Annotated in this window: 12 protein-coding genes; 4 read left to right on the top strand and 8 right to left on the bottom strand. The window is 40.5% G+C overall.

The window, feature by feature from the left end; genetic code table 11:
* Window positions 1–32: 32 nt before the first annotated feature.
* On the bottom strand, window positions 33–515 hold the full coding sequence (ybaK, locus tag JN080_RS13790) for a Cys-tRNA(Pro) deacylase (RefSeq protein ID WP_256236623.1): 483 nt from the start codon (window positions 513–515) through the stop codon (window positions 33–35).
* A 233-nt stretch (window positions 516–748) separates the two neighbouring features.
* Here ybaK and JN080_RS13785 point away from each other — a divergent pair, with 233 nt between their 5' ends.
* Window positions 749–2,551 carry a TIGR04190 family B12-binding domain/radical SAM domain protein gene (locus JN080_RS13785; RefSeq protein WP_256236593.1) on the top strand — a complete coding sequence of 601 codons (1,803 nt, stop codon included), beginning with the start codon at window positions 749–751 and terminating at the stop codon, window positions 2,549–2,551.
* Window positions 2,552–2,574: 23 nt separating this feature from the next.
* Here JN080_RS13785 and JN080_RS13780 read toward each other — a convergent pair whose 3' ends face one another.
* From JN080_RS13780 to JN080_RS13750, 7 genes are all read right to left on the bottom strand, one after another.
* Window positions 2,575–2,838, bottom strand: a complete 264-nt coding sequence (locus tag JN080_RS13780) for a hypothetical protein (RefSeq protein ID WP_256236592.1) — start codon at window positions 2,836–2,838, stop codon at window positions 2,575–2,577.
* Window positions 2,839–2,845: 7 nt separating this feature from the next.
* Entirely contained in the window at window positions 2,846–3,550 is a 705-nt protein-coding gene (locus JN080_RS13775; RefSeq protein WP_256236591.1) for an ABC transporter ATP-binding protein, read from the bottom strand.
* Window positions 3,551–4,330: an ABC transporter ATP-binding protein gene (locus tag JN080_RS13770; RefSeq protein WP_256236590.1), complete on the bottom strand. Its 780-nt coding sequence runs from the start codon at window positions 4,328–4,330 to the stop codon at window positions 3,551–3,553.
* The gene (locus JN080_RS13765) at window positions 4,330–5,280 is read right to left on the bottom strand and encodes a branched-chain amino acid ABC transporter permease (protein ID WP_256236589.1); all 951 of its coding nucleotides are present in this window, start codon (window positions 5,278–5,280) and stop codon (window positions 4,330–4,332) included. The genes JN080_RS13770 and JN080_RS13765 overlap by 1 nt, the downstream gene beginning before the upstream one ends.
* A gap of 14 nt (window positions 5,281–5,294) precedes the next feature.
* A complete protein-coding gene (locus JN080_RS13760; protein WP_256236588.1) occupies window positions 5,295–6,173 on the bottom strand; it encodes a branched-chain amino acid ABC transporter permease in 879 nt (292 codons plus the stop codon).
* Between the two features lie 106 nt (window positions 6,174–6,279).
* Window positions 6,280–7,452 (bottom strand): ABC transporter substrate-binding protein, encoded by a 1,173-nt coding sequence (locus JN080_RS13755; protein WP_256236587.1) that lies wholly within the window; start codon window positions 7,450–7,452, stop codon window positions 6,280–6,282.
* Window positions 7,453–7,736: 284 nt separating this feature from the next.
* On the bottom strand, window positions 7,737–8,942 hold the full coding sequence (locus tag JN080_RS13750) for an MFS transporter (RefSeq protein ID WP_256236622.1): 1,206 nt from the start codon (window positions 8,940–8,942) through the stop codon (window positions 7,737–7,739).
* A gap of 348 nt (window positions 8,943–9,290) precedes the next feature.
* On the opposite strand from JN080_RS13750, the gene JN080_RS13745 reads away from it, so the two are divergent.
* The 3 genes from JN080_RS13745 (at window position 9,291) to JN080_RS13735 (ending at window position 13,231) form a co-directional block, all read left to right on the top strand.
* Complete coding sequence (locus JN080_RS13745) at window positions 9,291–9,647, top strand: DUF485 domain-containing protein (RefSeq protein ID WP_256236586.1); 357 nt, start codon at window positions 9,291–9,293, stop codon at window positions 9,645–9,647.
* Window positions 9,648–9,650: 3 nt separating this feature from the next.
* Entirely contained in the window at window positions 9,651–11,177 is a 1,527-nt protein-coding gene (locus JN080_RS13740; RefSeq protein WP_256236585.1) for a solute symporter family protein, read from the top strand.
* Window positions 11,178–11,446: 269 nt separating this feature from the next.
* The gene (locus JN080_RS13735) at window positions 11,447–13,231 is read left to right on the top strand and encodes a DUF4153 domain-containing protein (protein WP_256236584.1); all 1,785 of its coding nucleotides are present in this window, start codon (window positions 11,447–11,449) and stop codon (window positions 13,229–13,231) included.
* Window positions 13,232–13,271 lie beyond the last annotated feature (40 nt).

Below are 13,271 nucleotides of genomic sequence, written 5' to 3'. Positions count from 1 at the left end.
ATCGTATGCATACCGGCAAATTAGGTGAATGCCTATGCTTCCTTGGTAATGTCTGTAAATATTGCTCCGGTCACTTCCTTTAATAGCTGCGGGTTAATCACAATCTGCACGCCAATTTTTCCACCGCTGACGACAATCTCTGGCAGCGCCTGACAGCTTTCATCTATATAGGTCTGGTACTCCTTTTTCATCCCTACCGGCGAGCAGCCGCCACGGATATAGCCCGTCCATTTCTGAATGTCTTTTACATGGATCATTTCGATCTTCTTTTCACCGGCAGCCTTTGCTGCTTTTTTCAAATCCAATTCGGCCTCAACCGGGACGATAAACACAAAAATATTTTTACTCGCCCCTTGCGTTACCAGTGTCTTATATACTTCACGAGGATCTTTTCCAACCTTGGCCGCCACTGACACACCATCAATTTTTCCATCCTTGTTATCGTAGGTCAGGACCTCATAGGGAATTTTCTTCGCATCAAGTATACGCATTGCATTCGTTTTAACGGCTGTCATTTCTTCACCCTTCCATCTAGCTTCTATCACTTTTTGTATCATTTTTCTCCTAGTTTGTACACTTTTCGTGATACACGAAATCACCATGAATTTGTCACCCGTTTGTCACTCTATAATGGAAGACTTATTGTAAACTTAAATGGAAGTATTATCCTAATTTATTACTTTTTGAATGTGATAATAGTCCTATATAGAATAGTAACATTCCAAATTGAATAAGAGGTGTGCTTAGAATGAAATACGATTTAGTTCTTCTTCATGCACCAAGTGTTTACGATTTTCGCAAAAACCCGTTACTCGCCGGTCCAATTAGTGATGTTGTCCCATCATCACCTGTGTTTGAAATGTACCCGATGGGCTTAACAAGCATTGCAGATTATTTAGAACAGTTTGGTCTTAAGGTAAAAATTATCAACATTGCCAATCGGATGCTGATGGACCAAAACTTCGATGTCGAAGCAAAATTAAAAAAAATCAGGACAAAGCTATTTGGCATTGACTTGCATTGGCTTCCACATGCCCACGGGAGTATTGAATTAGCCAAAATCGTCAAACGGCTTCACCCTGAGACCCCAATTATATTTGGAGGGTTATCTTCAACATACTATCATAAAGAATTAATCCAATATCCTTTTATTGATTTTGTTATGCGCGGGGATTCTACGGAAAAACCGGTGCTGTTGCTTATGAATAAATTGGAATCCGGCAGCACCTATTACAGTGACATTCCAAACCTGACGTGGAAAAAAGGCAAGGAGATCGGCTATAATCCACTTACATATGTACCCAAGGATTTGGATGAATTCGATATGCCAGGCTACCGCTATACGATTCGGTCCGTTTTCAAATATAAAAATTTTCTTGATCCGCTCCCTTATAATGGTTGGCTTCAATATCCTAACACCGCACTGTTGACCGCAAAGGGCTGTACGCAAAACTGTCTGATTTGCGGCGGTTCGAAGGATGCATATGAACAAAACTGTAATCGAAAGTCACTTGCACTAAGGTCTCCTGTCAAGCTTGCTGAAGACATCCAATTTATTCAGCGGTTCAGTCGCGCACCTATTTTTATCCTGCATGATATCCGCCAGGGTGGACCAGAGTATGTCGATGAATTTCTAACCCTGCTGAAAAATATGAAGCTAAAGAATGAACTTGTTTTTGAATTGTTTCAGTACGCCGATGAACAATTTTTCGAAAAAATAAATGAGGCTGTTCCGAAATATAGCATGGAAGTTACGCTTGAAACCCATGACGAAAAATTAAGAAAGCTAAACGGCAAGTTTAATTGCACAAACGAAAAAGTCATCGATACAATAAACTTTGCCTTAAAATATGGCTGTAAAAAAATTGACTTATTTTTCATGGTTGGCGTTCCTGGACAAACGTATCAAAGTGCCTTAGAAAACATCAACTTTTGTGAAATGATCCACAATCACTGCGGCAACGACCCAAGGCTGTTTTATTTTATCTCACCGCTTGCACCGTTTCTTGATCCGGCCAGTCCCGCTTTTGAAAATCCGGAAAAATTCGGGTACAAGAAATTTTGTCATACCCTTGAGGACCACCGCGCGGCGATCACACAGCCTTCCTGGAAGCATATGCTCAGCTATGAAACAACGGATATGACAAGGGACCAAATTGTGGATGCCACCTATGATGCAGCCAATCTGCTAAATGAATTTAAGTTAAAGTACGCGCTAATTGAAAATGAAGCATTTCTAGATATTCAAAGAAAAATCGAAAAATCAAAGGCTTATATTGAGAGAATTGATCAACTTTTAGCTCTCCCTAAAGAGGAATACGAGGCGGAATTAGTCAAAGTAAAAAAGGAGATTGAAGAGTTAAATCGCTATAGTATCTGCGGAAAAAATGAATTAAAGTGGGAGGTTAAGAACAATTATGCTAACTTCTTTTCCCTTGCCTTGGTCGGCTTGGAACAGCTTTATGAAGATTATGCTATAAAAATCAGGCAAAGGTTAAGTCCGAAAAAACGTGAACAAGTGGAATTAGAAATAGAGGCAAGAAAAGCGTAAGCGCCCGTTTAGCGGCGTATGGACTAGAGCACACCGACTGAGATAAAGGAAACACAAAGCGCGTTAGCGATTTGATGTTGACTTATCGCAGGGAGGTGGGCGAAGTCCGCTAGCCGCTGGGCGCTGAAGCTCGACAATAGAAAAGCGTAGCGTTCATTTAGTAGCGTTAAGGTTGTCATACTTATCTTATTAAAACAGAAAGGGGTCCCGATTGTTTGTGTCGGTACCCCTTTCTTATATTTGCTATGCCTGCGGCCAGCAGCGGTCCATGCTCGCTGTTTTCTCATCACGTTATTAACCGCCAAGGTAGGCGCTTCTGATTTGATCACTTTGGTTCAACTCTTCGGCTGTCCCTGCAGCGACAATTTTTCCCGTTTCTATTACATAGGCCCGGTCAGCAATTGATAAAGCCATATTTGCATTCTGTTCTACTAATAAAATGGTTGTCCCTGTTTTGTTAATTTCCCGAATGATCTCAAAAATGGTTTTAACCAACAGCGGAGCCAGCCCCATCGAGGGTTCATCTAGCAGAAGCAGACGCGGCCTTGCCATTAATGCTCGTCCCATTGCCAGCATTTGCTGTTCACCGCCGGATAATGTTCCTGCCTGCTGTTTCTTCCGTTCGAGCAGACGTGGGAATAGCCTATAAATTTTTTCAAAGTCCTCACGAATTCCTTGCTTATCCTTACGCAAATACGCGCCTAATTCAAGGTTTTCCTCAACTGACATACCGGCAAAAATCCTGCGTCCTTCCGGAACATGGGAAATTCCTTTTTTTACAATCGCTTGGGCTACCTTTCCGGCAATTGACCCGTCTTCAAAGGTAATCTCGCCATTCTTCGGTTTCAGTAAACCGGAAATTGTTTTTAGCAATGTACTCTTTCCAGCCCCATTGGCACCAATTAACGTTACGATTTCTCCTTCATTAATTTCCAGGGAAACATTCTTTAACGCATGAATATTTCCATAAAAAACATCGACTTCATTTATCTTCAACATTTATGAAACCTCCTCTCCGAGGTATGCTTCGATAACCTTTGGATTGTTGCGAATTTCTTCCGGGGTACCTTCGGCAATTAACTGTCCATGATCAAGGACATAGATCCGTTCACATACACCCATAACAAGCTGCATATCATGTTCGATCAGCAATACCGTTAATGAAAATCTTTCTCGGATCATGGCGATTAACTCCATTAATTCATGAGTTTCATGTGGATTCATTCCGGCTGCAGGCTCATCAAGGAGCAGCAATTTCGGGTTGGCCGCCAGGGCCCGGGCAATTTCAAGACGGCGCTGCTGGCCGTACGGTAAATTTTTTGCCTTTTCATGAATGAACCCTTCAAGATTAAATATTTTCAAAAATTCAATTGCTTTCTCTTCCATTTCCTTTTCTCCAGAAAAGTAGGAAGGGAGACGAAGAATTGAACTAAGCATCGAATGCTTGGCAAGTGAATGATATGCAACTTTCACATTATCAAGGACAGACAGCTCATTAAACAACCGAATATTTTGGAATGTCCGGCTAATTCCTTTTCTCGTGATCCGATGGGGTGCTAGGCCGTTCAACCTTTGACCACTTAATGACACCGTTCCCTCTGTAGGGACATAAACGCCGGTTAAAAGGTTGAAGAATGTCGTTTTCCCAGCACCGTTTGGACCAATTAAGCCCACAAGCTCACCTTGTTTTAATTCTACATTTAAGTCGGACACAGCCTTTAAGCCCCCGAAGCGGATTCCAACCTTATCGACCTTAAGAAGTGGAGTATTTGGTTCCATTATACGTTTCCTCCTTTAGCGGATTTACGTCCTTTAAAGAATGAAGTTAATTCTTTCGTCCCCAGCAAGCCTTGTGGACGGTAGAGCATCATGATGATTAGCACCAAGCTGTAGATAATCATCCTTGTCCCAGGGTAATCCTGCAGGAAGGTGGAAATAATCGTTAATAGGATGGTGGAAATAACTGCACCGGACATACTTCCTAATCCACCAAGTACAACAAATATTAAGATATCAAATGATTTCAAAAAGCCAAAATTGGATGGCTGAATAATGTAAAAGTTGTGGGCAAACAATGCACCGGCAACCCCGGCAAAAAAGGCCCCAATTGCAAATGCTGTTACCTTATAAAAAGTAGTGCTGATCCCCATTGCATCGGCCGCAATCTCATTTTCACGAATCGCGATACATGCCCGTCCATGGGTCGAATTTGTAAAATTAGTGATAACGACAATCGTGACAATTACACAACCAGCAAGCCAAGGCCAGGTTGTCAAATGAGAAACCTGCATCCCGCTAGCCCCGCCGACATAATCGATGTTGAGAAGGACAATGCGGACAATTTCACCGAAGCCAAGCGTAGCAATGGCTAAATAATCACCCTTCAATCGTAATGATGGAATCCCGATAATCAGTCCCGCTACGGCTGCCGCCAAACCACCGACCAATATGGCCAGCCCAAATGGAAGCTGTAATTTCATGGTGATGATCGCAGAGGCATAGGCCCCAACTGCAAGGAAGCCAGCGTGTCCAATCGAAAACTGACCAGTAATCCCAATAATAAGATGAAGGCTTACCGCAAGAATGATATTAATGCCGATAAAAAACAAGGTATTAATATAAAAGGGGTTCAGCCCGCCACCAGTAATTAAAAATTGGACAACAACTGAAAAAACCACAGCCAAAACGATTGAGGACCAGAAGCCTTTCGTATGCTTTAATGTATTCATCGCTCTAGTCCCCCTTATACCTTTTCCCTAATATTTTTACCAAACAACCCGGATGGAAGGAAAATCAAAATTAAGATCAAAACAATAAATGCCACGGCATCACGCCATAACGAATAGCCGAGTGCACTGACAAGTGATTCAATCACACCAAGCAATAACCCGCCGACCATCGCTCCGGGAATATTACCAATTCCGCCTAGGACAGCTGCAACAAACGCCTTCAGTCCTGGGATAATACCCATAAGCGGTTCAATCTTTGTATAATACACGCCGAAAATAACCCCGGCTGCACCAGCAAGCGCAGAGCCAATCGCAAACGTTGCGGAAATGGTATTATCAACGTTGATTCCCATCAATCTTGCGGCATCCATATCCTCAGAAACCGCACGCATTGCTTTTCCTGTTTTCGTTTTATGAACAATAAATTGTAAAATGACCATTAGTACAACGGAAACTAAAAGAATAAATAATGACTGGCTGTTGATTTCAACACCAAAAAGATTTATGGCCTCCGATGGCAGTACGTTACCCGGATAGGCCTCAGGTTGGGCACCGCGAATGTAAATGGTCCCATATTCAATCAATAATGATACGCCAATAGCAGTAATTAGTGCGGCAATTCTTGTTGCATTTCTTAGTGGTTTATAGGCAATTCGCTCGATAACGACTCCTAGTATTGCACAAGCCACCATTGAAATAATTAACGCGAGGAAAAAGTTTAAATGAAATACTGTAATTGAATAAAATCCAATAAATGCTCCTACCATAAATACATCGCCATGGGCGAAATTGATTAATTTAACGATTCCATATACCATCGTATAGCCAAGGGCAATCAAGGCATAAATACTGCCAAGGGAAATGCCGTTAACCAACTGCTGGATGATCTCCATTGCTTTCAACTCCTTTAACTGGACTAGATAAATTGGGAATAGGGAGAAATCAATTCTCCCTATTGATTTATAGAACTATTTTTTTGTCCAGCTTCACAACATAATATTAAGGATTTACTTTTGTTTTGAACTGAGATTGACCGTTTTTATACTCAAGAATAACGGCTGATTTAATTGGGTTATGGTTCTTATCTAGCGTTAAGTTACCAGTTACTAGTGATAAGTCTTTTGTTTCGGTAAGTGCCTTTTGAATTTTTTGCGGATCGGCACTACCTGCACGCTTAATCGCATCAGCAAGTACGTATGCAGTATCATAACCAAGGGCATTAAAGGTATCAGGTGACTTTCCATTTTCTGCTTTAAAAGCTTTAACAAAGTCTTGTACCTTTGGATCCTTGTCTTGTGAAGAGTAATGGTTCGTACTATACGTATTATTAAGTGCCGCAGCACCAGCAAGTTCAACTAACTTTGGAGAATCCCAGCCATCGCCGCCGATAATCGGAACGTTAAGACCGACCTCGCGGGCCTGCTTCACAATTAAACCTGCTTCTTCATAGTAACCTGGCAGGTAGATGAATTCAGGGTTGGCTGCTTTAATCCGTGTTAATGTTGCATGGAAGTCCGTATCCTTTGCTACATATGCTCCTTCAGAGACAATCTTACCGCCATTTTTCTTAAATGTATCTTTAAATGATGCGGAAAGTCCTTTTGAATAATCGCTGGAACTATCAATTAGGATTGCCGCGTTTTTAAGTTTTAAATCCTTGTCTGCAAAGTTAGCTGCAACGGTTCCTTGGAATGGATCAATAAAACAAGTCCGGAAGATAAAATCATTTACTTTACCATTTTTAACGGTAATATCAGGGCTTGTACCAGATGGAGTAATGACTGGAACTTTATTGTCAGTTGCCACCTGAACCTCAGCAATAGTGTCTGTACTTGTAGCAGGACCGACAATGGCAGAAACCTTATCCTGGCTGATCAGCTTAATGGCTGCGTTTGTTGCTTCAGCTGCATCAGATTTATTATCAACCTTTACCAGTTCAATTTTCTTTCCGTCAATTCCTTTTTTGTTAATTTCCTTTACGCCTAATAGAAATCCATCATTCAGTGACTGTCCATAAGAAGCAACAGTTCCTGATAATTCAAGATTGACACCAATCTTGATCGTTTTACTATCACCGCTACTATTATTTGAACCTTGTGAGCTGCATCCAGCCATAACGCCCGCCGTTAACATAAACGACATCATGGCTCCTGCAATTTTTTTCTTTTTCATTGTTTACCCCCCATTTTTTGTTTAAAAGAAACAGTCGGAACCGGTTGGATTTTCCATTACCAATTATTGGAGTGTTTCTAATAAAATTAATATTCTGAAAACATTATTCAAAATAAACTTACTTTCATTTAGTATTACTTTTCGTTATTTTAATATAATTTAAAATATTTGTAAATATATTTGATGACAGATTATTTAATTTATTTTTGAAAAGGCTTTCTTTTTGAAACTATTTCCATAATAAAAAAGTAACAAGGGTTCCCACTAACCGGAACCCTTCGAAATTATATTAATTCTTTTCGCTTTGTTTCTTTTCCAACAAATAAAACCGTCAAGGCACCAATTAAAACTGACACACAAAAAATCATAAAAATCATTGAAATTGACGTTTTTTGAGCGACAAGATAGCCAACTAATAATGGTCCGAGCACCCCACCAACACGGCCGATAGCTGCAGCGAGCCCGGATCCGCTGCCACGAATATTGGTTGGATATTGTTCAGGCGTATAGGCGTATAAGGCACCCCATGCACCCAAGTTAAAGAACGATAACAGAATTCCAGATGTCAGTAAAAGGGTTGTGGAGACTGCTGTCCCGAATAAATAGGCGCTGATCGCCGTACCGATTAAGTAAATTACGAGGACAAATTTCCGACCGAATTTTTCAATAAACCATGCAGCCGTAAAGTAGCCTGGAAGCTGGGCAAGTGTCATAATGAGGACATATTCAAAGCTTTTTATCAAACTAAAGCCTTTCATGATCATGACGCTTGGCAGCCATAAAAACATTCCGTAATAGGAAAAAACTACACAGAACCAGAGAATCCACAGAACAATGGTCTGGCGGGCATAGTCTTTTGAGAAAAGCTTAGCAATGCTTTCTAGCACGGTGGTTTTCTCCTTAGGCTGTAGAGTGGCAAATCTCGGCGAATCGGGCAAGCCCATCCTTAAATAAACTGTATATAAGGCGGGAATGGCAGTGATAATCATTGCAGCCTGCCAGCCATATGTTGGAATTACAAAATAGGAAATGACCGCAGATACAAGCCAGCCTACCGCCCAAAAGCTTTCTAGCAGGACGACAATTCTGCCGCGCTTTTCAGCTGGAACACTCTCTGAAACGAGAGTGGAGGCCACTGGAAGTTCACCGCCTAAGCCCATCCCAATTAAGAACCGTAAGACGAGAAAAAACGTTAGTGAAGTCGTAAATGCTGATAAACCGCTACAAACTGAGAATAATAATAATGTAAGAATAAAAACATTTTTACGGCCGACTCGATCTGCCATTAAACCAAAAATCAATGCACCTACAGCCATTCCGATGGAATTAATACTGCCAATCCACCCCATCTGTTGTGTCGATAGGTTCCACTCTACCTTCAGAGCAGCAATGACAAAAGAAAGAATTCCTACATCAAGCGCATCAAACATCCAGCCCGTTCCTGCGATACCAAGCAGCTTATTTGTTGAGATTTCTTTCTTATTCGTGATATGTGCCCTTTGCTCGTAAACACTCACAATGAAGTCTCCTTTTTTAAAAGATAAAATGAAAAACTACCCTTTTATTCTACCGGATGTCTTTACACTTGTCACGACTTCAGACAACTCTCAGTAATTTTCTATTCACGATTTTGATTTTAACAACAATATATCTTTCATTTAATTATGATTATCCCACAATATTTAACAAATTATGACGTAAGGGTGTCGATAAAAAAAGAGAAAAAATGGTAATTACACAATTTACATAATTTTCTTAAAATTGTATAATGACTCTTGTACGAAAAAGAAAGGGGGACAGACGGAGGTGGCAGTCCATTCTAAAAGGGGGTATTTTTATTGGCTACTAATGAAAACGCTCTGAAAGGCTCTGATCCTATTCAGGAAACTGCACCAATTGACTATTCAAAAATTGTCCAATCCTCTACATTCCAACAGCTTCTATGTGAAAAACGCAATTTTATCATTCCATGGTCCATCTTCTTCCTAGTCTTTTACTTTGCACTTCCAATCTTAACGGCTTATTCATCTGTATTGAATAAAATCGCATTTGGCTCAATTAGCTGGGCATGGGTGTTTGGCTCCGCTCAATTTATTATGACATGGGCATTATGTATCATTTATACCAAGCGAGCTGCCAAGTTTGATCAAACAGTTGACACAATTAAACAATCGGTAACAAAGGGAGGGGTATAAACGTTGAACAAAACGGCCTTTACACTATTCCTACTTATCATTGGACTAACACTCATTGTTACGTATCTAGCTTCGAAACGGACGAAAACTACAAGTGATTTTTACACAGCAGGCAGCAGTCTAACTGGCTGGCAGAACGGGTTGGCAATTGCCGGTGATTACATGTCAGCAGCATCATTCCTCGGGATTGCCGGCATGATTGCCCTGTCTGGTTTCGATGGTTTCTTTTACAGCATCGGCTTTTTGGTTGCCTATTTAGTTATCTTATACATCGTTGCTGAGCCGCTTCGCAACCTTGGTAAATTTACGGTGGCTGATATGATTGCAGCCCGGTTTAAGGAAAAAAATGTCCGCGGTGTTGCCGCCTTAAATACGATCACGATTTCAATCTTTTATATGATTGCCCAGCTTGTCGGGGCCGGCGCACTGATCAAACTGCTGCTCGGCCTGGACTATATTTATTCCGTATTAATTGTCGGCGTTTTAATGACTGTTTATGTTGTCTTCGGCGGGATGATGGCAACCAGCTGGGTGCAAATTATTAAAGCTTTGCTATTAATGGCTGGTACTATCCTCATCTCCTTTATGGTATTTGCCAAGTTTGACTTTAGTGTAATGAAAATGTTTGAACATTTAAAAACAGCTACACCGCTCGGAGCAGGGTTTTTGAATCCTGGCAATAAGTTTAAAGATCCATTGGATACCATCTCGCTCAACCTCGCCTTAGTGTTGGGAACTGCGGGTCTTCCTCACATCCTTACTCGCTTTTTTACCGTGAAGGATGCAGTAACGGCCCGCAAATCAGTTGTATACGCTACATGGATCATTGGAATTTTCTATGTAATGACGATCTTTTTAGGCTTTGGGTCTGCAGCCTTTGTTGGCTATGATAGAATTGTTGCCGCCAATGCTGCCGGTAACATGGCCGCACCGTTATTAGCTCAAGCGTTAGGCGGGGATTTATTGTTTGCCTTGATATCCGCTGTTGCATTTGCAACAATTCTTGCGGTGGTAGCCGGGCTGGTGCTCTCTGCTGCCTCTGCGTTTGCTCATGACTTTTACAGTCAAATCCTCCGTCATGGCAAGGCAACAGAAAAACAACAGGTTATCGCGGCACGCTTCGCTTCAATCGGAGTTTCAATTTTATCGATTATCCTTGCTTTGTTTGCTCAAAAAATGAATGTCGCATTCTTAGTTGCCTTAGCGTTTGCCGTTGCAGCCAGCGCCAACCTGCCGATTATACTATTCACCATCTTCTGGAGGCGGTTTAATACAACCGGTGCCATCACCGGAATGGTTGTCGGACTTGTCAGTGCGCTCGTCCTCGTGGCGATCGGTCCTAATATTTGGTCACCAGAAGCAGGCAAAGCCATTCTAGTCGGAAAGCCGCTCTTCTCGCTTGGCAATCCAGGTATCGTTTCAATCCCGCTGGGCTTTATCGGTGCCTATCTCGGGACAGTGCTTTCGAGTAAAAAAGTCGATGAGACGAAGTTTGATGAAATCCTTGTCAAAGCCAATACAGGCTTATGATAAGAGGAGAAGAGACGTGTGCCAGCGTACACGTCTTTTTTCTTTTTTACCAAGAAAAGATTTTATTAATTCCATATCTAGTTTGGTTTGAATCGACATAAAATAGGACAAATGGTATGCTTTAAATAGAAAGAGAGAGTCAAAAAAATGCAGGATACCAGCTCTATTTAGTGAATTACGGAAATAAATTAACTGAAAATTATAAAAACAACTATTGGAACGATTCTAATAATAATAATAATAATAATAGAAAGGGAGGCTTGATAAAGATGAAATGGATGACAAAGCTTACTGACAGGCTGACTGGGTTGACCGATGCCATAGCCCGTTTTCCCTTAACGACTTTATTCCTTTTGGCAGCTGCAATGATTAATGCTTATGATATTAGTACAGAAAAGAGTGTTTCAAAACTTCTGTTAACGTTTGTCATTGGTGCATTTCTTAGTGCGGTGTTTCAAGTTGCTTATGAACGGCATTTTTCGAAGGTGTCCACCCGTTTCGTTTTAATGGGTGTAGTTGTCTTGCTGACGGCGGGGTACTACCTCATTATTATGCCAGCTCCTGAGCTAAGCATGGAAATTGAAATTAGAACAGCAGTTGCCCTGTTTACCCTGCTGATTGCCTTCATTTGGGTTCCTGTCATAAAAAGCAAAATTAGCTTTAATAAAAGCTTTATGATTACTTTTAAATCTTTCTTTAATTCCCTATTCTTCTCTGCCATTATTTTCGGAGGCATCAGTATTATCCTTGCTGCCATTAGTCAGTTGATTTTTCCGGTCGATTATAAAGCCTATCCGCATACTTCAAATATTGTTTTTGTTATCTTTGCACCAATGTACTTTCTTTCACTTATTCCAGTCTATCTGGGAGAGAAAGATAAAAATAAAACTCAAGAAACTAGTAATCATCAAACAGAAACCATCGATAAGGCCGCACATTGTCCGAAGTTTTTAGAAATTCTTATCTCCTATATTGTTATTCCGTTACTTGCAGTGTTTACGTTAATCTTAGCAATCTACATTTTAAAAAATATTGGCGGGAAATTTTGGACGGACAACTTATTAGAGCCAATGCTCGTTTCCTATGCGATCGCCGTTATTTTGGTATATATACTTGCCAGTGAAATCGAAAACAAGTTTGCGCTTTTTTTCAGAAGGATTATTCCAAAAGTGCTCGTGCCAATTGTCCTCTTTCAGATTACATCCTCAATCTTAAGTTTAGCTGATACAGGTGTCACACATACTCGTTATTACGTCATATTATTTGGCATTTTTGCTGCAATTGCTGGTATTCTATTAAGCTTTTTACCGGTACGTAAAAATGGGGTTATTGCTGCCTTGTTAATTATATTTTCGGTCATATCAATTGTGCCCCCTGTGGATGCCTTCACAATAAGCCGCACTAGTCAGACTAATACACTTAAAAATGTTCTTTTGAAAAACAATATGCTTGTAAATAATAAAATTAAGCCTAATGTCTCTATTTCCAATAAGGATAAGCAGACGATAACAAGTGCCGTTCAATACTTAACGATGATGGAATATACCAAAAAGATAAACTGGCTGCCGAAGAACTATGTATACGATGATTTTTATCAAACCTTTGGCTTTAAAGAATATTATCAAGAACAGGAGAATCCCAATCCTTCGGTTTACCTTAGCTTGGAACAGCCAGCACCCATAACGATTTCAGGCTATGATACTTTTGTTCAAACTGATATTTTTATGGGCCAGAAAAATAGCGGTGGAAAGGTCACTTTTGAAAAAGCAGGCAAACGTTTTACCTTGTTAAGAGAGTTTAAAAATGACCATACGGAGATTTCCCTAATTGGAGAAAATGATCATAGGCTACTTAGCTTTAACACGAAAAAAATCTTTGATCGGTTTACTAACTCCACCAGTACCGCGAAGGGCCAAATGTCAGTAAAAGAGGCAACTTTTAAAGTCGAAAGTGATAGGGCTAAAATGGCCATTGTTGTCCAAAATGTCGGGATTGAAAAGCAAAATGAGCAGAATAATAATGCACTATTATATGTTTTTATTAAAATAAAATAGATTTAAAAAAAGCTAGCTTCTTTTCGTTCCACTTTGGCTC

This window comes from Bacillus sp. EB600, from assembly GCF_024494385.1.
In the GTDB taxonomy this organism is placed as follows: domain Bacteria; phylum Bacillota; class Bacilli; order Bacillales; family Cytobacillaceae; genus JAEVLT01.
The sequence above is the reverse complement of the archived record's forward strand: the minus strand, read 5'-3'. Positions and strand labels throughout refer to the sequence as shown.

Bases quoted from the DNA above. Each gene is read 5' to 3' on its own strand.
- JN080_RS13770 (WP_256236590.1), bottom strand. From the start codon at position 4,330: ATGGAACCAAATACTCCACTTCTTAAGGTCGATAAGGTTGGAATCCGC.
- JN080_RS13760 (WP_256236588.1), bottom strand. From the start codon at position 6,173: ATGGAGATCATCCAGCAGTTGGTTAACGGCATTTCCCTTGGCAGTATT.
- JN080_RS13780 (WP_256236592.1), bottom strand. From the start codon at position 2,838: ATGAGAAAACAGCGAGCATGGACCGCTGCTGGCCGCAGGCATAGCAAA.
- JN080_RS13785 (WP_256236593.1), top strand. From the start codon at position 749: ATGAAATACGATTTAGTTCTTCTTCATGCACCAAGTGTTTACGATTTT.
- JN080_RS13755 (WP_256236587.1), bottom strand. From the start codon at position 7,452: ATGAAAAAGAAAAAAATTGCAGGAGCCATGATGTCGTTTATGTTAACG.
- JN080_RS13775 (WP_256236591.1), bottom strand. From the start codon at position 3,550: ATGTTGAAGATAAATGAAGTCGATGTTTTTTATGGAAATATTCATGCG.
- JN080_RS13765 (WP_256236589.1), bottom strand. From the start codon at position 5,280: ATGAATACATTAAAGCATACGAAAGGCTTCTGGTCCTCAATCGTTTTG.
- ybaK (WP_256236623.1), bottom strand. From the start codon at position 515: ATGACAGCCGTTAAAACGAATGCAATGCGTATACTTGATGCGAAGAAA.
- JN080_RS13735 (WP_256236584.1), top strand. From the start codon at position 11,447: ATGAAATGGATGACAAAGCTTACTGACAGGCTGACTGGGTTGACCGAT.